Origin of the sequence: Bradyrhizobium sp. SZCCHNGR1005 (assembly GCF_032489995.1) — a bacterium.
In the GTDB taxonomy this organism is placed as follows: Bacteria; Pseudomonadota; Alphaproteobacteria; order Rhizobiales; family Xanthobacteraceae; genus Bradyrhizobium.
Genome location: NZ_JAUEZC010000004.1, coordinates 432,832 through 453,356, shown reverse-complemented (window position 1 = coordinate 453,356; position 20,525 = coordinate 432,832). Strand labels below are relative to the sequence as shown.

The 20,525-nt window shown below is 63.9% G+C and carries 18 protein-coding genes and 1 pseudogene; 13 read left to right on the top strand and 6 right to left on the bottom strand.

What is annotated here, in order from left to right:
• Positions 1-181: 181 nt before the first annotated feature.
• On the bottom strand, positions 182-1,012 hold the full coding sequence (locus QXZ85_RS19845; RefSeq protein ID WP_315703914.1) for a hypothetical protein: 831 nt from the start codon (positions 1,010-1,012) through the stop codon (positions 182-184).
• Positions 1,013-1,356: 344 nt separating this feature from the next.
• Between QXZ85_RS19845 and QXZ85_RS19840 the strand changes: the two genes are divergently transcribed.
• Positions 1,357-3,324, top strand: coding sequence for an alkaline phosphatase family protein (locus QXZ85_RS19840; protein WP_315703915.1), 1,968 nt, complete (start codon positions 1,357-1,359; stop codon positions 3,322-3,324).
• A gap of 29 nt (positions 3,325-3,353) precedes the next feature.
• Here the strand turns inward: QXZ85_RS19840 and QXZ85_RS19835 are convergent, their stop codons facing one another.
• On the bottom strand, positions 3,354-3,971 hold the full coding sequence (locus QXZ85_RS19835; protein ID WP_315704286.1) for a helix-turn-helix domain-containing protein: 618 nt from the start codon (positions 3,969-3,971) through the stop codon (positions 3,354-3,356).
• A 256-nt stretch (positions 3,972-4,227) separates the two neighbouring features.
• On the opposite strand from QXZ85_RS19835, the gene QXZ85_RS19830 reads away from it, so the two are divergent.
• The 8 genes from QXZ85_RS19830 to QXZ85_RS19795 are packed head-to-tail and all read left to right on the top strand — an operon-like array spanning position 4,228 to position 12,613.
• A complete protein-coding gene (locus QXZ85_RS19830) occupies positions 4,228-5,088 on the top strand; it encodes a xanthine dehydrogenase family protein subunit M (RefSeq protein ID WP_315703916.1) in 861 nt (286 codons plus the stop codon).
• Positions 5,085-5,624: a (2Fe-2S)-binding protein gene (locus QXZ85_RS19825; protein ID WP_315703917.1), complete on the top strand. Its 540-nt coding sequence runs from the start codon at positions 5,085-5,087 to the stop codon at positions 5,622-5,624. The genes QXZ85_RS19830 and QXZ85_RS19825 overlap by 4 nt, the downstream gene beginning before the upstream one ends.
• Positions 5,621-7,996 (top strand): xanthine dehydrogenase family protein molybdopterin-binding subunit, encoded by a 2,376-nt coding sequence (locus tag QXZ85_RS19820; protein WP_316174676.1) that lies wholly within the window; start codon positions 5,621-5,623, stop codon positions 7,994-7,996. Before QXZ85_RS19825 ends, QXZ85_RS19820 begins: the two co-directional genes overlap by 4 nt.
• Positions 7,997-8,021: 25 nt before the next feature.
• Positions 8,022-9,272: an ABC transporter substrate-binding protein gene (locus tag QXZ85_RS19815; protein WP_316174675.1), complete on the top strand. Its 1,251-nt coding sequence runs from the start codon at positions 8,022-8,024 to the stop codon at positions 9,270-9,272.
• A gap of 9 nt (positions 9,273-9,281) precedes the next feature.
• Complete coding sequence (locus QXZ85_RS19810) at positions 9,282-10,157, top strand: branched-chain amino acid ABC transporter permease (RefSeq protein WP_315742130.1); 876 nt, start codon at positions 9,282-9,284, stop codon at positions 10,155-10,157.
• Positions 10,154-11,149 (top strand): branched-chain amino acid ABC transporter permease, encoded by a 996-nt coding sequence (locus QXZ85_RS19805; RefSeq protein ID WP_315703921.1) that lies wholly within the window; start codon positions 10,154-10,156, stop codon positions 11,147-11,149. The genes QXZ85_RS19810 and QXZ85_RS19805 overlap by 4 nt, the downstream gene beginning before the upstream one ends.
• Positions 11,146-11,901: an ABC transporter ATP-binding protein gene (locus QXZ85_RS19800; protein ID WP_315764334.1), complete on the top strand. Its 756-nt coding sequence runs from the start codon at positions 11,146-11,148 to the stop codon at positions 11,899-11,901. The genes QXZ85_RS19805 and QXZ85_RS19800 overlap by 4 nt, the downstream gene beginning before the upstream one ends.
• On the top strand, positions 11,894-12,613 hold the full coding sequence (locus QXZ85_RS19795; protein WP_315764331.1) for an ABC transporter ATP-binding protein: 720 nt from the start codon (positions 11,894-11,896) through the stop codon (positions 12,611-12,613). The genes QXZ85_RS19800 and QXZ85_RS19795 overlap by 8 nt, the downstream gene beginning before the upstream one ends.
• A 435-nt stretch (positions 12,614-13,048) precedes the next feature.
• On the opposite strand, the pseudogene QXZ85_RS19790 reads toward QXZ85_RS19795, so the two are convergent.
• A pseudogene (locus QXZ85_RS19790) lies at positions 13,049-13,312 on the bottom strand (IS5/IS1182 family transposase); the annotation flags it as partial.
• Positions 13,313-13,694: 382 nt separating this feature from the next.
• Between QXZ85_RS19790 and QXZ85_RS19785 the strand changes: the two are divergent.
• From QXZ85_RS19785 to QXZ85_RS19775, 3 genes are all read left to right on the top strand, one after another.
• A complete protein-coding gene (locus tag QXZ85_RS19785) occupies positions 13,695-14,726 on the top strand; it encodes a TRAP transporter substrate-binding protein (protein WP_316174673.1) in 1,032 nt (343 codons plus the stop codon).
• Positions 14,727-14,794: 68 nt separating this feature from the next.
• The gene (locus tag QXZ85_RS19780) at positions 14,795-16,681 is read left to right on the top strand and encodes a TRAP transporter large permease subunit (RefSeq protein WP_316168510.1); all 1,887 of its coding nucleotides are present in this window, start codon (positions 14,795-14,797) and stop codon (positions 16,679-16,681) included.
• 31 nt (positions 16,682-16,712) lie between these two features.
• Positions 16,713-18,356 carry an acyl-CoA synthetase gene (locus tag QXZ85_RS19775; protein WP_316174671.1) on the top strand — a complete coding sequence of 548 codons (1,644 nt, stop codon included), beginning with the start codon at positions 16,713-16,715 and terminating at the stop codon, positions 18,354-18,356.
• Between the two features lie 59 nt (positions 18,357-18,415).
• On the opposite strand, the gene QXZ85_RS19770 is transcribed toward QXZ85_RS19775, so the two are convergent.
• Together QXZ85_RS19770 and QXZ85_RS19765 are read right to left on the bottom strand one after the other, a co-directional pair.
• On the bottom strand, positions 18,416-18,658 hold the full coding sequence (locus QXZ85_RS19770; protein WP_315742133.1) for a helix-turn-helix transcriptional regulator: 243 nt from the start codon (positions 18,656-18,658) through the stop codon (positions 18,416-18,418).
• Positions 18,659-18,667: 9 nt separating this feature from the next.
• Complete coding sequence (locus QXZ85_RS19765) at positions 18,668-19,216, bottom strand: DUF2975 domain-containing protein (RefSeq protein WP_315764327.1); 549 nt, start codon at positions 19,214-19,216, stop codon at positions 18,668-18,670.
• Positions 19,217-19,289: 73 nt separating this feature from the next.
• On the opposite strand from QXZ85_RS19765, the gene QXZ85_RS19760 reads away from it, so the two are divergent.
• The gene (locus tag QXZ85_RS19760) at positions 19,290-19,871 is read left to right on the top strand and encodes a hypothetical protein (protein ID WP_315742135.1); all 582 of its coding nucleotides are present in this window, start codon (positions 19,290-19,292) and stop codon (positions 19,869-19,871) included.
• 4 nt (positions 19,872-19,875) lie between these two features.
• Here QXZ85_RS19760 and QXZ85_RS19755 read toward each other — a convergent pair whose 3' ends face one another.
• Positions 19,876-20,505, bottom strand: a complete 630-nt coding sequence (locus QXZ85_RS19755) for an antibiotic biosynthesis monooxygenase family protein (RefSeq protein WP_315767849.1) — start codon at positions 20,503-20,505, stop codon at positions 19,876-19,878.
• Positions 20,506-20,525: the final 20 nt, after the last annotated feature.

The window sequence follows — 20,525 nt, the reverse complement described above, 5'->3', positions numbered from 1 at the left end:
TATTCTAGCACGCAACAACGCGCCCATGTTCGCATGTCGTTCAAAAAGACGAATATTCTCTTCTGCGGCGTCTTGGCGCGCCTGAACGGCCAGGAACAGCTATCTGCTCGCCCGAACTATTTTGTCCGGTCGTTCGGCCAGCGAGCATGACGCATGCGTGCAGACCGGCGAGCCACGGCCTTTATCGCGGAAACAGCGTCTGCGCGGTATTGGCGGTGCGAGGCCGCGGTGGCGGCAGCGCTGCACTTGGCGGACGCAGCGCATCCACCCGCGGCGAGGGTGCGATCGGCTTCGGCGGCTGCACCGCGGATATCCTCGCCATCTGACGCATCAGCTGGTCCTGACCGGCTTGCAACTGCTCCGCGGCTCTGGCCTGATCGCGGACGACCTGCTCCTGCCCCGCCTTGAGCTGCTCGATCCCGACCTGCAGCTCCGAGATGTCGCGCGCCAGCTTCTGGATCAACGGCATCAAGTCCCGATCGATCGAGGCCGTGGTGATATCGCCATGTTCCGCCGGCCCCTGCACGCCCGATGCAAATGAACCATTCTGCGGCGGCGCCGAGCCCAAATCCGTAGGCTGTACGGGAGGGGCAGGTGGGCGCGCGCTCGATGAAGTCAAATCGGAGGTGGAGACGTCGGCATCGTTTGTTGCCGCCGTCTTCAGAAAAGAGGGCATCCAACGCGCCATGACGGTCGTCATCGGATCCGCGTAATACCAAGCCAGCGCCGCAGTGCTCAGGCTGGCCACCATGAGAACGCCGATCGCGCCCCGCAAAGCCCTGCGGTGTAGCGATCGGCGCAAGCGTGTCGGCGGGACGCCTTTGCCGCCAGCCGGTTCGGTCGAACGAGGGGCTCCGGCTTGGGCCGCGATGTCCGCAAGCCGCTGATCGATCCGCGAGAGCACGTCACGCACGACGCGTTTATACACATCCGTGTAGGAATCCTTTTCTGGCGATAGACCGATCCCGCCCGGATCAAGCTCATTCGCGTTCGGCGTCGATTGCACTGGCATTCCTTTCAGTCCACTGCCCCTCCGGGACTCAAGGGCGCACGTCGGTTCCGAATCGTCCGACAAAACGGCGCGGCGCTTTGACCAAAGCAAGACTGTGGAGTGACAAGTACGAGGCGTTTTCGGACAGACTTACCTTCTGCACCGTCCACAAGGCGCGACAGGCACCCACCGAACTGGTCGAGGGCAGGGGGCGTCCTACGCAATCGCCCGCCCCGGAGCATCCGTCGGTTCGCATTTTAGGTTGTCAGGACATCCACACGTCACGGGCTTGTTGCGTCGCAGCGGTACGTAGTGACCGGCTTGGGGGCTCTAAGTTCAGGGACGACACAATGAGAGTTCGCAGGATGCGGGATCGGCCGGTTCATTCGCTTGCAAGTTCGATCCTTTGCCGGACTCGCCGTATTCTTCCGTTCGGCGGGACCGTTCTCGCGGCGGGGCTAGCTCTTCTCCAGACATCGGCGGCCGCGATTGCTGAACCGAACAACGCTCGGACCGCGACGCCGATCGAGCATCTGCTCGTCATCATCGGCGAAAACCAGAGCTTCGATCATGTTTTTGCCACCTATCGTGCACCTTCGGGCGATCATGTGTCGAACCTGCTGTCGAAGGGCATTGTCGATATAGACGGCCGGCCGGGTCACAACTTCGCGGCCGGTGCGCAATCGAGCGCTGTTGAGACGGGCACGTTCCAACTGGCGCCGGGAAGCAAACAAACCTACGCATTGCTGCCACCGCAAACCACGGGCAACTTGCCGCTAGGCGGAAGCGACACGGCGGGGCCGCCCTTTGCGACGGATGCCGGTGCGCTGGCATGGGAGACGATGTTCTATCACCAGTATGCGCCGCTGTTCGACCCGCACGACATGACCATCGGCGCAAATCCGTTTCCCAAATATGTGCCCGATGGGCGTATCGCCAACGTGAATGCCCTGCCGAACGGGCCCTTTCAGGTGACCGGCTTAACGCCCTACGATTTCTACATAGCCGATCCCAACCACGGCTTCTTTCCGGAGTGGCAACAGGCTGATTGCGACATAACCCATGCCACGGCAGAGAACCCGAGCGGCTGTCTCAATGATCTGTTCCCATGGGTTGAAGCGACCCGCAGTGCCAACGGCATTGGTAGCGGCGGCGTCGCGTTGGGCTTCTACAATGTCGCACGCGGTGACGCGCCATATTTTCACGCGCTTGCACGCGAGTATACGATGAGCGACAACTACCATCAGGCCATGCGTGGCCCATCGTCGCCCAACTGGAACTTTTTCGGTACTGCCGACGAAATCTACTTCAGCGATGGTCACGGCAATCCGGCAATTCCGGATGCCAGCCTGATCATGAATCCCAACCCCAAGCCTGGCGCGAACAATACGCCGATCTACGACGCGGGCACCTTCGTCAATTGTTCGGATCTGAATCAGCCCGGTGTGGCGACGATCCGGGCCTACATTGCTTCATTGCCATATCATCCTGATCCACATTGCGCACCGGGGACCTATTATCACGTTGCCAGCAGGCATCCGGGTTACTTTCCGGATGGAACGATCGATACGCTTGCCAACGCTTTGCCGCCCTCGAGCGTGCCCACGATCGGAGAAAAGCTCAGCCAGAAGGGCATTTCCTGGGCGTGGTATGCTGGTGGATATAATCGCTACGTAGCCGATCCCAATCATACGGCTTCTCCCGGCTATTGCGATAATTGCAATCCGTTTCAGTTCTCGACCGCGGTCATGTCGACGGCCGAGAGCCGCACGGCGCATCTGCGCGACGCAGAAGATCTCATCAGGGACATCCGCAGCGGCAAATTGCCGGAAGTCGCCTTCCTACGTTCGGAAGATGCTCCGAGTGGTCACCCGGACAGTTCCAAGCTCTCTTCCTTCGAAAACTACGCAAAGGTCTTTATCGAGGAGATCCAGGCGCAGCCGGAGCTTTGGGCTCACACCGCCATTCTCGTCACGTTCGACGAAGGCGGCGGCTTCTGGGACTCGGGATACGTCCAGCCCGTCGACTTTTTCGGGGATGGCGTCCGCGTCCCGGCGATTATCGTGTCACCTTACTCGCGTGGCGGTCACGTCGGGCACGTCTACTCCGATCATGCCTCCGTCGTGAAATTCATCGAGCGGAATTGGCGCCTCGGCACGCTGTCCTCGCGAAGCCGCGACAATCTTCCAAATCCGATCACCGGCCGTAATCCGTATATTCCCGTCAATGCGCCCGCGATCGGCGACTTGATGGACCTGTTTCGGTTCGGCCACGATGGTGAGGAAGCCCACCACAAGAACCGGCCTGATGGATGGGACCGCGACCGGGATTGACGCCGGTCGAGCCTTGGCGGCTGCTCATCCTATGCGGTGAGCAGTCCCGGCATGGTCGTTCGCGCGCCGTCCAGGAAGGTCCGGATCGCGTCGCGCACGATCGCGTCCAGGTCGGATGGGATCGGTGTCTCGTAGATGAATCTGCGAATGGCGATATAGAAGATGCGTCCGTGCAGGCCCCAGAACATTTCGGTCTCGCGCTCGCTGAGATGGCGCTCCGTAATGTTTGGGAGTCCCAGATCGTGACGCAGTTCGATCGCGGCGGGCTCGATGATCTCGCGGCGGACAAGGTCGAGATAACGGCCGGTGATGCCGAACGATTTCATTCCCGAGAAGACGAAGATCCGGACCCAATTGTACTCGAACACGTGGGCGACATAGTCCAGGTAGAAGCGCGTGAGACGCGCCTCCAGCGGCAGCGCGCGATCGCGGATCAGCGGCGCCCAATCGGGCGACCAGCGGCTGAGATAGACCTCCTGGTAGACGCGCTCGATCAGCGCTTCTTTGCTCGGGAAGTGGCGATAGATCGCCGAATGCGTGATGCCCATGCGCTTGGCGAGCTCGCGAGTCTGGCCTTCGAAGCCGCGCTCGGCAAAGAAGCGGATCGCCTCGTGCACTATCAGCCGCTCACGGTCGGGAGCGCGCATGTTGCGGCGCTGCGGCACGGCCTTGGGGCCCGCCTTGGTCGTTCGCCGGACCGGTCGCTTCGCCTTCTTGTGCGCTTTTCTCGCCATTGACGTCGCTGTATCGCAATTCGCGGCGGACTTCATAGCGCAATCCACATTTGTGACCAAATGGTCAATTCTGGTTGACCCAGTCTCGTCGCCGTGCGAGGATTTTGAGACCAGATGGTTACAAATTTGGCAATCCCCGCTGGCGAGCGGAGGGATCGAGGAAACGGCAGTGAAGGCGAGGGCTTTCAGCTATTTTCGTGCTGAGACGATCGAACAAGCGCTGGACGCCCATGCGCGTGCCGGCGACGACGCGCGTTTCATCGCCGGCGGACAAAGCCTCGTGCCCGCGCTGTCGCTGCGGCTGCAGGCTCCGCGGCTTCTCATCGACATCACCCATATTGCCGAACTGCGCGGCGTCGAGCGTCAAGGCGACTTCTTGCGCATCGGCGCGCTCACGCGTCACTGCGAGATGCTGAGCGAGCCTCTGATCGGGCAGTTCGCTCCGCTGCTACGCGCTGCGGCGCCGTTCGTCGCCCATCCGGCGATCCGCAATCGTGGCACGATCGGCGGCAGCGTTGCGCTCGCCGATCCTGCCTCCGAATTTCCCGCGATAACCTTGGCGCTTGCGGCCGAGATCGAGATCGCCGGGCCGGCCGGCCGCCGGCGGGTGAGAGCCGACGATTTCTTCGTCGATCTGTTCGAGACGGCGCTTGGGCCGGGTGAATTGATCACCGCGATCCACGTCCCGGTGTTCAGGAGCAATCAACGGTTCGCCTTCGACGAGCTGGCGCGTCGGCGCGGCGACTATGCGCTGGTCGGGTGCGGTCTGCTCGCGAGTTGCGAAGGCGACCGCATCGACGACATCCGCATCGCCTTCTTCTCGGTCGGCAATGTGCCGACCCGGGCCAAGACAGTGGAAGCCACGCTGGCTGGAGCCACGCTCGATCCGGCGCGCGTCGCCGCGGCGCAGACGGCGCTGGAGGCGGACCTTGCCCCACCTGAAAGCGACGAGGTGCCGCCGGCGATGCGGCTGCATCTCGCCCGCGTGCTGCTTGGGCGCCTGCTCGGCCGTCTCGGGGAGGGGGCATGAGCGTGATCGGCGAAGACGGGTTGTCTGATGAGATCGACGAGACCTTCCGCGTCCGGCTCGTCGTCAACGGCCGCAAGGTGACCTGCGATGTTGCGCCGCGCGAGACCCTGGTCGACTGCCTTCGCAATCAGCTCGAACTGACGGGAACCCACGCCGGCTGCGAGATGGGGGCCTGCGGCGCTTGTCTCGTGCAACTCGACGGACGCGCGGTGCATTCCTGCCTGATGTTCGCGGTGCAGGCCGCTGGCGCGCGGGTCGATACCATCGAGGGCCTGTCGGAGAGCGGCGCGATCGGCGATCTCCAGGCTGAATTCCATCGCCGCAACGCGCTCCAGTGCGGCTTCTGCACGCCCGGCATGCTGATCAGCGCCCATGAACTGCTGTCGCAGGTGGCGCGGCCGAGCCGCACGGAGATCCGCGATGCGCTCTCGGGCAACTACTGCCGCTGCACCGGCTACGAGGCGATCGTGGACGCCATCGAGGCGGTGGCGACGGCACGCGCCTCCGCGTCCGGAGACGATGGAGGCGCAGCATGAGTGCGCAGCTGACCTCGCTCGATCGCCCCAGTTCCTATATCGGCCGCTCGGTGCCGCGCCCCAACGCCAAGCGGCTGCTCGCCGGGCGCGGCCGCTATGTCAGCGACCTCACTCTGCCGCGTATGTTGCATGCCGCTTTCCTGCGCAGCCCGCATGCGCATGCGAAGATCGTGTCCATCGATACCGAAGCCGCGCGGGCGCACGAGGGCGTGCATCTCGTCGCGACCGGTGCTGATCTCGCCAAGATCTGCACGCCCTGGACCGGCACCTTGGATCACTTCAAGGGCATGACATCGGCGCCGCAACTGCCGCTGCCGCTGGATCGCGTGGTCTGGGCCGGGCAGGCGGTCGTCGCCGTGGTCGCTGAGAGCCGGGCGATTGCCGAGGATGCGCTCGAGTTGATCGAGGTCGATTACGAGGACCTGCCCGTCGTTGCCGATGTCGACAGCGCGCGCCAGATCGGCTCACCGTTGATCAATCCGGGTAGCGCCGGCAATGTCTGTTTCCGAAGCCAGCTCGATAGCGGCGGCGTCGATGATGCCTTTGCCGCCGCCGCTCATGTGGTGGAGGAGGAGTTCAGCTTCGGCCGCCATACCGCGGTGACGCTCGAGCCGCGCGCCATCGTCGCCGACTACGATCCCGGCGGCGAGATGCTCACGGTGCATCACGGCACCCAGACGCCGTACCAGTTTCAGGACCTCTATTCGCGCCATTATGGCATCCCGGAAGCCCGCGTCCGCGTCGTCGCCACCGACATCGGCGGCTCCTTCGGGATGAAGCTGCACGTCTATCACGAGGACATGGCGGTGGTCGGCCTTTCGATCCTGCTGGGACGACCGGTCAAATACGTCGCCGACCGCATCGAGTCCTTCGTCTCGGATATCCATGCCCGCGATCATCGCGTGCGCGCCCGCATGGCGATCGACGCGAAGGGCGGCATCCTGGCAATAGATGTGCAGGACATCACCGCGATCGGGGCCTTCTCGACCTATCCGCGCACCAGCGTGGTCGAGGGAAACCAGGTGATCCGTCTGATCGGGGCGCCATATGGGTTGAAGGCCTATCGCGCCGCGCTGGAGGTGATCTTCCAGAACAAGGTCCAGACCAGCCAATACCGCGCCGTTGGTCACCCCATCGCCTGCGCCGTCACCGAACGGCTGGTCGACATCGCCGCGGCGCGCGTCGGCCTCGATCCTTTCGCCATCCGCGCGCAGAACGTGATCGCTGACGACGCCTATCCGCAGACATCGCCGACCGGCTACAGGTTCGAGGCGCTGTCGCATCAAGCCTGCCTGCGGCGGCTGCATGCGATGATGGACTACGACGCGTTGCGCGCCGAGCAGGCGGCCTTACGGGCACGCGGCGTCTATCGGGGCATCGGCATCGCGACCTTCGTCGAGATCACCAATCCAAGTCCCGCCTTCTATGGCGTCGGCGGCGCGCGCATTTCGTCGCAGGACGGCGCGATCGTCAGCCTGACACCATCGGGCGAGGTCCGCTGCCTGATCTCGGTCACGGAGCAGGGGCAGGGCACCGAGGCGATCATCAGCCAGATCGTGGCCGACCAGCTCGGGATCGCGCAGGAGCACGTCAAGGTCATCACGGGCGATACCGAGGTGACGCCGCATGGTGGCGCCACCTGGGCCTGCCGCGGCGCCGGCATCGGCGGCGAGACCGCGCTCCAGGCGACACGTGTGCTCAAGCGCAACATTCTGGAGATCGCCGCACTCATCCTGCAGGAGCAGCCAGCGGCGCTCGACATTATCGACGGGCAGGTGGTCGATGCCGGATCGCAGCAGCAACGGCAGCCGGTCTCGGAGATTGCCCGCATCGCCTACTTCCGGTCCGACACGCTGCCGCCGGGCACGCAGGCGCAGCTCACGGTCAGTCATCATTTTGCTCCGCAGGGCTATCCGTTCGCCTTCACCAATGGGATCCAGGGCTGCTCGCTGGAAGTCGACATCGAGACCGGCTTCATCAAGCTCCTGAAGCATTTCGTGGTTGAGGATTGCGGCCGCATCATCAACCCGATGCTGGTCGATGAGCAGCTGCGCGGCGGGGTGGTGCAGGGGCTCGGCGCGGCGCTGTTCGAGGAATGCCGCTACAGCGAGACCGGCCAGCTCCAGAACGGCTCGCTTGCCGACTATCTGGTGCCGATGGCCATGGAGATGCCCGATATCGAGATCGCGCATGTGGAGACACCGACGGAGGACACCGTGCTCGGCGCCAAGGGGTGCGGGGAAGCCGGCACCGCGGCGGCGTCAGCCTGCGTGCTCAACGCCGTCAACGATGCGCTCGCGCCGTTCGACGCCTCCATCAACGCCATTCCGATCACGCCCACACGCGTCCTGAAGGCCCTCAAGCGATTCTAGAAAAAGCGATATCAGGGAGGAAACCATGCAGAAGTCCGGATCGAGATCGACCCGAATGAAGATATCCCGCCGCACCGCGCTGGCCGGGATGTCGGCCGGCCTTGCGACGTTGGCGATACCGCGGCTCGGCCGTGCCGCCGATGACACCGTCCGCATCGGCTTTCCGACCCCGCTGACCGGCCCATTCGCCGCCGAGGCGCGCGACCAGGTGAAATGCGCCGAGCTCGCGGTCAAGCTCGTCAACGACAAAGGCGGCATCGGTGGCCGCAAGGTCGAGCTCCTGGTGCGGGATGACAAGCTCAATGCCGGCGAAGCCGCCACCCGTACGCTCGAGCTGATCGAGAAGGATAAGGTGCATGCTATCGTCGGTGCGCTCTCCAGCGCCGTGCAGCTCGCGGTCAACGAGGTCACCCGTGCCCGCGGCGTGATCTACGTCTCGATCAGCCAGTCCGACACCATCAACGAGGCCAAGGACTTCAGCAAATACACCTTCCACGAGGCGCTCAATCCGCACATGACGACGGCGGCGGTGGCGGGTAAGACCATGAAGAAGGGCATGAAGGTCGCGCATCTGGTGGCTGACTATGCCTATGGTCATGAGATGCTGCGCGGCTTCAAGCGCGCGCAGGCGGCGATCGGCGCTGACAGCGTCGGCGAGATCCTGCATCCGTTCGGTGCGGCCGACTACTCCACCTTCATGCCGCGCCTGATGTCGATGCGGCCGGATGTGCTCTGCATCAGCAATTTCGGCCGCGATCAGGCCAATGCGATCAAGCAGGCGGTTGATTTCGGCGTCAAGCAGCAGATGAAGATCGTGGTGCCCGTGATCCTGCACAACCAGCGGCTCGCGGTCGGTCCCGATGTCTTTGAAGGCGTGGTCGGCGGCGCCAACTACTATTGGGGCTTGGAGACGCAGAACAGATCGGCAGCGGATTTCAACGCCGCGTTCCGGGCCGCCAATGGCGGGGCGATCCCGACCGACTACGGCGCCTATGGCTACTCCGGAGTGGCCTCGCTGCTGCTCGCCATGCAGGCCGCCGGAGGCACCGACACCGACAAGGTGGTCGATGCCCTGGAGAAGCTGCAATACGATCTCACCAAGGGGCCGCAGCACTACCGCAAATGCGACCACCAGTCGGTGCAGTCGGTCCTGGTGTTGGAGTCCAAGAAGAAGTCCGTCATGGCGAACGACAACGATCTGTTCGCGATCCTCGCAAACGAGGCGGGCGCTGACGACATGCTGCGGAGCTGCAGCGAGCTCGGCCACGCCACCTAAGCCGCGCCGATGGACCTGTCGCTGATCATCATGCAGCTGCTCTCCGGGATCGCGCTTGGCGCGGTCCTGGTGATCACCGCACTTGGGCTGACGATCGTGTTCGGCATGCTCGGTGTGGTCAATTTCGCGCATGGCGCGTTGTTCATGATCGGAGCCTATGCGGGACTGTATATTGCCTCTCTCACCGGAAGTTTCTGGTGGGGGCTGTTGCTTGCTCCGATCCTGATCGGCGCTTTCGGCATGCTGATCGAGTTCGCCCTGATCCGCAGGCTTTACGGCCGCTCGATCGACGATCCGCTGCTGCTGACGTTCGGCCTCAGCTACGTCCTGGTCGAGGGCGTACGGATCGTGTTCGGCAGCGACGGCGTGCCGTTTCCGACCCCGTCGCAGCTTATCGGCGTGGTTGATCTCGGCATCGGCTTCTTCCCGCGCTACCGGCTTTTCGTCATCGTACTGGTCGCCATTGTCTTGCTCGTGCTCTGGCTGCTGTTGGAGAAGACCCGGGTCGGCTTGATCGTGCGCGCGGGCGCGCGCGATCCCACCATCATGCAGGTGCTCGGCGTCGACATTGGCCGGGTGTGGCTGGCGATCTTCGGACTCGGCGTCGCGCTGGCCGCCCTGGGCGGCGTGCTGGCGGGACCGATGCGTAGCGTCAACCCGGAGATGGGGGCCTTGGTGCTCGCGGAGGCGTTCGTGGTTACCGTGATCGGCGGGCTCGGCTCCATCGTCGGGGCGGTCGTCGCGGGCCTCATGGTCGGCATCTCCATCAGCATGGTGGCGCTGTTTGCGCCTGAAATGGCGACCATCGTCATGTTCGCGCTGATGGCCATCGTGCTGTTGATCCGCCCGCAGGGCCTGTTCGGCGTGAAGGGTAGGGCCGCATGACGTTCCGATCCGACGAAGCGATCGCCAAATCCGCGCCGGGCGGACTCGCTTGGCTGCTGGACCAGCGGGTGCTGCTCTCCATCGCGGTCCTTGCGGTGCTGCCATGGCTGCTGCCGTCCAAGGCCCTGGCCGTCAACGTCCTGATCTACGGCGTCGTGGTGATGGGCTACAATCTCCTGTTCGGCTACACCGGCCTGCTGTCGTTCGGCCAAGCCGCCTTTTTCGGTTCGGGCGCTTATCTTACGGGCATCGCGATCGGCCGTTATGGCATGCCGTGGTTTGCCGCCGTCGCGATCGCAGTTGCGCTGAGCACGGCTTTGGCCGCGGCGATCGGCATGGTGTCGACCCGAACCCGCGGCATCTACCTGTCCATGGTGACGCTCGCGCTTGCCCAGCTCGTGTATTACGTGGCGCTGCAGGCCTCCTGGATCACGGGCGGCGAGAACGGGTTGCGCGGCTTCACCGTCGATCACATCAACCTGTTCGGCCTTCAGATCAACTTCCTCGATCCCGTCAACAAATATTACGTTCTGATGGCGTTTGCCGCCGCGGCGATGTGGTTCCAGTCACGGATCCTGAACTCGCCGTTCGGCGCGGTCATCGAGGCGATCCGCGAGAACGAACAGCGGGCGCGGGCCTGCGGCTATAATGTCGAGCGCTGCAAGCTGATCGTGTTCATGCTGTCGGGGGCGATCTCCTCGCTCGGCGGCTGCATGCTGGCGCTGCATCTGTCGATCGTGCCGTTGGACATCCTGCACTACCAGACCTCGGGCATGATCGTGATGATGGTCCTCTTGGGCGGCGCGCGGAGCTTCTTCGGCCCCTTTGTCGGCGCTGCAACCTTCCTGATTTTGGAAGACGTCATGTCGCTGTGGACGTCGCATTGGCAGATCTTCGTCGGCGCGATCTTCGTCCTCTTCGTCCTGTTTCTGCCCAAGGGTATCTGGGGCACTTTGCTCGACACAATCTCGATCGCAAGGACACGCCGATGAGCGGCAAACTGCTTCGCGCGGAGGCGATCGGCAAGCGCTTCGGCGGCTTTGTCGCCCTGCAGGATATCAGCGTGTCCTTCGCAGCCGGCCAGCTCACCTCGATCATCGGGCCGAACGGCGCCGGCAAGAGCACGTTCTTCAACATTCTCTCGGGCGCATTATCGCCGTCTTCGGGCAAGCTGCACTTCAAGGGACGCGAGTTGAGCGGGCTGGCGCAGCACCGCTTCGTGCACCAGGGCATCTCGCGGTCCTACCAGATCACGAACATATTCGCCGATCTCTCCGTGCATGAGAACGTGCGCGTGGCGGCCCAGGCGCTCAGCGTCAGCTATGACATCTGGCGCAATCGCGCGCGATTGCCGGAGCTGAATACCCGCGCCGATGCCGCCCTCGAGGCGGTCGGCCTGCTCGGTAAGCGCTGGGTGCAGGCGAAATTCCTCTCGCACGGCCAGCAGAGAGCCCTGGAGATCGCGATCGCGCTGGTCTCCGAACCGGAGCTTCTCTTGCTCGACGAGCCGACGGCGGGCATGGGGCCGGAGGAGACCAAGGACATGGTTGCGCTCCTGGAGCGGCTCGCCGAGCGGCGGACCGTGCTTCTGGTCGAACACAAGATGAAGATGGTGCTCGGCCTCAGCAAGCGCGTCGTGGTGCTGCATCATGGCCGGCTGCTTGCGGACGGCACGCCTGACGAGATCAGGAGCAATCCGGAAGTTCGCCGCGTCTACCTTGGACAGAGTGAAGGCTATGGCTGAGACTCCATTGCTTCAGATCGAGGATCTTCACGCCTGGTACGGAGCCAGCCATATCTTGCACGGCATATCCCTGCACGTGAACGAGGGCGAGGTGGTCGCCCTCGTCGGTCGCAACGGCGCGGGCAAGACCACCACGTTGCGGGCGGTGATGGGATTGATTCCGAGGGCGACGGGTCGCGTGCGCTTTGGGGGGAGGGAGCTGCTGCCGCTGCGCGCCCATCAGCGCTTTCATCTCGGGCTTGCCTATGTCCCGGAGGAGCGACGGATCGTCCCTGGCCTCTCGGTGCGTGAGAACCTGCGGCTGGGTCTCGTCGCGGCCGCAGGAGAGATCGATGAGCGCCACGCGATCGATACGGTGGCCGAGACGTTTCCGCGCCTGAAGGAGCGCCTCGATCAGGAAGGCGTGACACTGTCCGGCGGCGAGCAGCAGATGCTGGCGATTGCCCGCGCGCTGATCGCAGACCCCAGGATGATTCTGCTCGACGAGCCGTCGGAAGGCATCATGCCCGTGCTCGTCGAAGAAATGGGCGTGCTGCTCCGCCGACTGCGCGACCAGGGCAAGACGCTGCTCTTGGTCGAGCAGAACGTCGAATGGGCGCTACGCCTTGCAGACCGCGCCGTCATCATCGACCAGGGCGAGGTCGTTCACGAGAGCAGCGCTGCAGCATTGCTTGCAGATAAGGACATCCAAGAACGATATTGCGCGGTCTGATCGCGATCCGGCCGGGGCCAGTCATCGAGCTCCTTGTCCGATCCGGCACATAGGCAGCCGAAAGAGCACCGAAGCAGCCGCAATCGCAAATCCCGAAAAGTTGCCGCCGAAGGAGGTGCGGAGGACACACCAAGCCCGATGTCGTCTCTCGCTGCATCGGAGTCAGCGCGGCGGAAACGGGGTAGGCCGTTCAGGCACGTTGTTCCGCTTCCATCGGAGTCGATGCTGGTTCGATCGGAGTCGGCTGGCCGCGATGACGCTTCCTTCGGAGTCGCTCTGGCCCGAGCGGCATCCGAGGAGGGCGCTCCAATTGATGTGGAGGAGGCGATCCGGGCTTTCCGGGGACAAAAATGGCGGACTGTGTGCGAGAAATTGAGCGCCGGTTAGGTCGCGACGTTCCGGAAACCTTTGTGGCGGATGTCAGACAAGCAACGGCATTGGCATGGAGCCATAGGCGCTGTCGCCGAGAAGCCAGCTTGGATAAAGCTCAAACTTCTCGAGTGAACGCTCAATCATGCGCTTGGCGGCCAAAACTTCTGCCTGGCGGATCGCCGTGGTCGCTTCGACATCGACGATGATCGCATTCTCGACGTCGACCAGATAGTTCGTCGAGTAGGCGGAGAAGGCTTGGCCGCCGTGCGCTCCCGTCGAGCGCGCCGCCGGGTCGGAGGGCGACACAAACTTGGGCGTGACCTCCGTCGAAGCGGAAAGACTCAGGTCGAACGAGAAACGACAGCCCGACGTGAACTGCCGCATATGCGATTCGCATAAGGTATATTATGGAATATATTTATGTATAAGCAGATCAGGATCTTAGGGCAAAAACCTGAGCCCGAAGGTCAGCTGCATCCGCTTCATCGGGGCCGTTTGGAGCGTTTGCTGGCTCGCCGGGCTTCACGCGCTGACGTGGCGCGCTGGATACGCCTGATGTCCTCACCGCTTGCCGCCGCGTCGTTCGGCTGCAATAAGCGGCGAAGACGAAACCGCTGAGATCGCCGGGATTCGGTCCTCATAGGATTGAGCCGCGTGGCAGTCCAGGGTCTCGCGAAAGAACAAAAACTTTCTCAGGGAGAAACGAAGCATGAGCCTGTCACGACGCGCGCTTCTGAGGGCCTCCGCGGCGTCAGCGGTTCTCGGTGGGTTCGGTGGTGTCAGCGCACCCCATGTGGTGCGCGCGGAGAGCGCCGCCGAGTTCAGCTACAAATACGCCAACAACCTGCCCGACTCGCATCCGATGAACGTCCGGGCCAAGGAGATGGCCGCGGCCATCAAGAGCGAGACCAACGGCAGGTTCGACCTGCAGATCTTCCCAAACAACCAGCTCGGTTCCGACACCGACATGCTGAGCCAGATCCGCTCCGGCGGTGTCGAGTTCTTCACGCTGTCCGGGCTCATCCTGTCGACCTTGGTGCCGGCGGCCTCGATCAATGGCATCGGCTTCGCGTTCCCGGACTACGACACGGTCTGGAAGGCCATGGACGGTGATCTCGGCGCCTATGTTCGCGGCCAGATCAACAAGGCCGGCCTGATGGTCATGGACAAGATCTGGGACAACGGCTTCCGCCAGACCACGTCGTCGACCAAGCCGATCAACGGGCCCGACGATTTCAAGGGCTTCAAGATCCGCGTGCCGGTGTCGCCGCTGTGGACCTCGATGTTCAAGGCGTTCGAGGCGGCGCCCGCCTCGATCAATTTCAGCGAGGTCTATTCGGCGCTACAGACCAGGGTCGTCGAGGGCCAGGAAAATCCGCTGGCGATCATCTCGACCGCCAAGCTCTACGAGGTGCAGAAATACTGCTCGCTGACCAACCATATGTGGGACGGGTTCTGGTTCCTGGCCAACCGCCGCGCCTGGGAAAGCCTGCCTGAGGACGTCCGGACGATCGTCGCCAAGAACATCAACGCTGCCGCGGTGAAGGAGCGCGAGGATACGGCCAAGCTGAATGCGGGGCTGCAGCAGGAGCTCGCATCCAAGGGGCTGATCTTCAATCAGCCGACAGTGGCGCCCTTCCGCGATAAGCTCCGCACCGCCGGCTTCTACGCTGAATGGAAAGGCAAGTATGGCGAGGAGGCCTGGGGCCTGCTCGAAAAGGCCGTCGGCAAGCTGTCGTAGCAGTTTTCTCGTAGTTAGCCGCCCTCCTTGTCGCTCAGCCTTTTACCGCTCAGCCTTGGATCGATGCCATGGCGCAAGCCGAGTTCACCGAAATCGTGGTCAGCGAGGTGGTCGTCGAGGCCCCTCGCCGCCGGTCGCTGATCGGTTCGATCGAATTCGCGCTCGGCTTGCTCGTGGAGATCCCGGCGGCGCTCCTGGTCGTCGCCGAGATCGTGATCCTGTTTGCCGGCGTGGTGGCGCGCTACGCGCTGCATCAGCCATTGATCTGGTCGGACGAACTGGCGTCGATCCTGTTCCTGTGGCTCGCCATGCTGGGCGCCGTCGTCGCGTTCCGCCGCGGCGAGCACATGCGCATGACTGCGATGGTCGCGGTGGCCGGACCGCGGCTTTGGGCCTATCTCGACGTGGTGGCGACAGCCGCCGCGCTGGCGTTCCTGGTGCTGGTGGTGCGGCCGGCCTTTGACTACGCCGCGGAGGAAAGCTTCATCACGACGCCGGCGCTGCAGATCGCCAATGTCTGGCGCGCGGCAGCGCTGCCGGTCGGCATCGTCCTGATGACGCTGTTTGCGTTGCTGCGGCTGGTCCGCGCGGCCGATCGCAGGACCGTGCTGGCCGCGGTGGCGTCCGTGGCCGTCATCATCGTGCTGTTCTGGCTGGCGCAGCCCTGGCTGAAGCCGCTCGGCAATCTCAACCTGGTCATCTTCTTCGTCGGCGTGGTCGGCTTCTGCGTATTCGCCGGCGTTCCCATCGCCTTCGCGTTCGGGCTCGCGATCTTCGGCTATCTGGCTCTGACCACGCGCACGCCGTTGGTGGTGCTGGTCGGGCGGATGGACGAGGGCATGAGCCATCTGATCCTGCTCTCGGTGCCGCTGTTCGTGTTCCTCGGCCTATTGATCGAGATGACCGGCATGGCGCGCGCCATGGTCGCGTTCCTGGCGAGTCTGCTGGGCCACGTCCGGGGCGGCCTGCATTACGTGCTGGTCGGCGCGATGTACCTCGTCTCCGGCATTTCGGGCGCGAAGGCCGCCGACATGGCCGCCGTGGCGCCGGTGCTGTTTCCGGAGATGAAGGCGCGTGGCGCCCGTCCCGGCGATCTCGTCGCCCTGCTCGCAGCGACCGGCGCCCAGACCGAAACCATTCCGCCGAGCCTGGTGCTGATCACGATTGGCTCGGTCACCGGTGTCTCGATCGCCGCCCTGTTCACCGGCGGCCTGTTGCCGGGCGTCGTGCTGGCGGTGACGCTGTGCGCGCTGGTTCGCTGGCGCTACCGCAACGAGGACATGAGCGGCGTCCGGCGCGCCGCGGCGTCCGAGATCGGCCGGAGCTTCGTTGTCGCCCTACCCGCGCTGGCACTGCCCTTCGTCATTCGTTTCGCCGTCGTCGAGGGCATAGCGACCGCCACCGAAGTCTCCACCATCGGCATCGTCTACGGCCTGATCATCGGGCTCCTGATCTACCGCCGGTTCGATTGGCGACGGCTCTTGCCGATGCTGGTCGAGACCGCGGCGCTCTCCGGCGCCATCCTGCTGATCATCGGCACCGCGACCGGCATGGCCTGGGGCCTGACGCAATCCGGCTTTTCGCGCTCGCTTGCAGCCGCGATGACCGGGCTGCCGGGCGGCGCTGCCGCCTTCATCGCGGTCTCGATCCTGGCCTTCACGATCCTCGGCAGCGTGTTGGAGGGCATTCCCGCGATCGTGCTGTTCGGGCCGCTGCTGTTTCCGATCGCGCGTGCCGTCGGCGTGCACGAGGTGCATTATGCCATGATCATCATCCTGGCGATGGGGATCGGCCTGTTCGCACCGCCGTTCGGAGTTGGATATTACGCGGCCTGCGCCATCGGCCGGGTTGACCCTGCGCAAGGCATGCGGCCGATCTGGGGCTATCTGCTGGCGCTCCTGATCGGACTTGCGGTGGTTGCAATTTTTCCCTGGATTTCGATCGGGTTCCTGTAGAATCCTCAAGTGAATGCTGGAGGACGAAGCCATGAGCGCGAACCAATACAATATCGGCTTGGACAAGACCCCGGCCAATTACGTCCCGCTGACCCCGCTGAGCTTCATCGCGCGCAGCGCGGCGGTCTATCCCGATCACATCAGTACCGTCTATGAGGGCCGCAGCTTCACCTGGGCCCAGACCTACGCGCGCTGCCGCCAGTTCGCGTCCTATCTCGCCGGCCGCGGCATCGGCGAGGGCGACACGGTGGCGGCGATGTTGCCGAACATTCCGGCCATGAACGAGCTGCACTTCGCCGTCCCGATGGCCGGTGCCGTGCTGAATACGCTGAACATCCGGCTCGATGCGCCGTCGATCGCGTTCCAGCTCGATCATGGCGGGGCCAAGATCATCCTGGTCGATCCCGAGTTTTCCGGCGTCATCTCCGACGCGCTCAAGCTGATGACCGGCGCGAAACCGTTCGTGATCGACGTCGACGACATCTCGTTCACGGGCGGCAGCCGGATCGGCGAGATCGAATATGAGGACGCTCTGGCGCTCGGCGATCCCGCCTTCGAGCCGCGACGTCCGAAGGACGAATGGGACGCGATCGCGATGAGCTACACGTCCGGCACGACCGGCAATCCCAAGGGCGTCGTGACCCATCACCGCGGGGCCTATCTCAACGCCGTCAGCAACATCCTCGCCGGCAATCTCGGCCAGCATCCGGTCTATCTCTGGACGCTGCCGATGTTCCACTGCAACGGCTGGTGCTTCCCGTGGACGATGGCGGCGGCGGCCGGCGTCAATGTGTGCCTGCGCAAGGTCGAGCCGAGCAAGATCTTCGAGTTGATCCGCCTGCACGGCGTGACGCATATGTGCGGCGCGCCGATCGTCTACAATGTGCTGATCAACGCTCCCGACGCGCCAAAGGGCAAGCGGGAGAAGCCCGTCATCGGCCTAATTGCCGGCGCCGCGCCACCCGTCGCAGTGCTGGAGGGCGCCGAGGGCATCGGCATCAAGCTGACGCATGTTTATGGGTTGACCGAGGTCTATGGCCCCGCCTCGGTCTGTGCCGAGCAGCCCGGCTGGGACGAGCTTCCGCCGGCGGAGCGCGCGCAAATGAAGCGTCGGCAAGGCGTGCCCTACCCGCTCGAGGAAGCGGTCACCGTGCTCGATCCCCAAACCATGCGCGAGGTGCCGCGCGACGGCGAGACCATCGGCGAGGTCATGTTCCGCGGCAACATCGTGATGAAGGGCTATCTGAAAAACGAGAGGGCGACCAAGGAAGCCTTCGCCGGCGGCTGGTTTCACACCGGCGATCTCGGCGTGCTCGACGAGCACGGCTATGTCATCATCAAGGATCGCTCCAAGGACATCATCATCTCCGGCGGCGAGAACATCTCCTCCGTCGAGGTCGAAGACATCCTCTACAAACATCCGGCCGTGCTGTTCGCCGCAGTGGTCGCCAAGCCCGATCCGAAATGGGGCGAAGTGCCCTGTGCCTTCATCGAGCTGAAGGAGGGCGTGCAGGCGACCGAAGCCGAGATCATCGCCTATTGCCGCACCCACATGTCCGGCTTCAAGACGCCGAAGGTGGTCGTGTTCGGCCCGATCCCGAAGACGTCGACCGGCAAGATCCAGAAATATCTGCTCCGCAACGAGGTGCAGTCGGCCAAGGCGATCTCGGCGTAAGCGAAGTCGACAGGGGACGCTTGGCCAATGGCGGTGCTGCGCGCCTGCGCGCGCAACGATCACCCGCGCGCAACGCGCGGCACGGTGATATCGTCTTCACCGCTGCGATATTCCAGGATGTCTCCCGGCTGGCAGTCGAGGGCCTCGCAGATCCGCGCCAGCGTGTCGAAACGCACGCCCTTGACCTTGGCGGATTTCAGCAGCGAGACGTTCTGCTCGGTGATGCCGATGCGCTCGGCGAGTTCCTTGGAACGCATCTTGCGGCGTGCCAGCATGACGTCGAGATTGACGATGATCGGCATGTCCGGGCCTCAAACGATGCTGGCATTCTCGTCGGCGATCCGGGTTGCTTCGGCCATCACCCAGGCCACTGCAAGCAGCACGCCGCCGACGATCAGCGCGATATAGTCGTTGATCGATAGCGCGATGCCGAGCTGGCGACTGCCCGGCGGATTGCTGATGGTGAAGGCGATCAGCAGCGCGGTCGACGATAGCGGGCCGAGCGCCGCCTGCAGTAACACCGCGGCAGCAAAATCGCGCAGGCGCCGCGCAGTCGCTGGCGTGAACACGCTTCCTTGCGCGAAATCCAAAAACAGCGCGCGGACCTGCCACATTCCGTAGAGCATCACGCCGATGGGAACAGCCATCACCGCTGCACCCGCAATGGCGCGCCCGGGCGTGATCTGCAGATTGGCACCGATGCCGCCGAGACGCGCCAGCAGCAGGCTGCGCGTCAAATCCGGAAGGGCGAAAATCAGAATCGTGCCGGCCGACATCAGCAGGATGCCCAGCCCGGTAATCCGCGCCATGGCACGGGAAAAACGACGCAACCGATGGTTCTGGTCGGCAAGGTCAGTCATGGCGTAGCCCTCTTGACGAAAGAGTAAATTATCGTATTTCGATAATTATTCATTGTCAAACGGAAGTGAGCGCATGCCGATCCGAGCCCTGCCCCGCCTTCTCCTGATCTTCGGCCTCGGCTGCAGCGCCACGGGCTGTAGCCATATGCCGGTAACCTCGATGGTGAAGCTCGCCCGGGTCGATTTTCAGACCAGCGATCCGGCGCAGCTGCGCGCGGCGGTCAAGCTGCCGATCTCGCTCCGCCCGCTGCCCGGCGGTGTCGTATTGCGGATTGTGGTCAGGCGCCGCGGCGCTGCCGAGGAGCAGCGCGAGTTCGTGCTGCGCGAACTGGCAGAGCCAGCGGCCCTGGCGCGGGAAGCGGAGGCCGCGACGCGCATCTACGCTTATCGTCTGGATGAGGCCGATGCCACGAAGCTGCTCGCGTTCCGCGCCGAACTGATGGAACGGAAGAGCGCCGGTGGCGGCGGATCGGTCACGATCTCGATCGCTCCGAAAGCCTGCAAGACGTTCGAGCTGCCGGAGGGGCCGATCTATGTGACCACCTATCTGAGGACAGCCGAAACCGTCGAGTATGTCACGCTGGCGCGTGACGTCGATCTGCGCTCATTGGCTTCCGATCATCCGATCGTGGACGTTCCACGCTGCCAAATCTGACACGCTACGCATTCGGCGCCTTCGGCGGATAATACTGCGGCGCCTCGCGGCGGTTGTACATCCCGTAGTCCCTGGTGACCTCGACGATGCGGACATACTCCGTCGCGGGATCGGCCAGCAGCCTGGGGCTCAGTGCGAGCCCTGATGCGTCGTCATCGAGCTCGATCAGGTGCGCGAAGCGGCCTTCGCGATAGACGCTGGCGAAGCTCCCAACCGGCATATCCGTCGCGATGGGGAGCCGTGCACCGGACGTTTCCGTCACGAGTACATAAGTCGGCGGGCGCCGCTGCGGATTGTTGTACGGCGTGCGGCGCTCCGGCTGCCAGGCCGGCCGGTTGGGCCGGGCTTCATGGATCACCTGCGCGACACGTATCCGGTAGTCGGAGAAGACTTGGTCACGTCCGAGCGTCTGCACCTCGTGATGATGCCCATGCGCGCGCCAGGCGGTCAGGGCGCCCTCGTCCTGCCAGATCTGATAGGACAAGAGCAGATTGTCGCGCGACAGGCTCTTGAAGCGGTCGAGGAACAGGCAGCCGCCGAGCGCATCGAGCTCCGGCCTCAGCGATGCCGCGAGCTGCAGATATTGCTCGGTGCGGCCCGGCTTGATCTCGACCTCGAAGAACAAGGACATCATGGCAGCATCTCCGTGTTCTC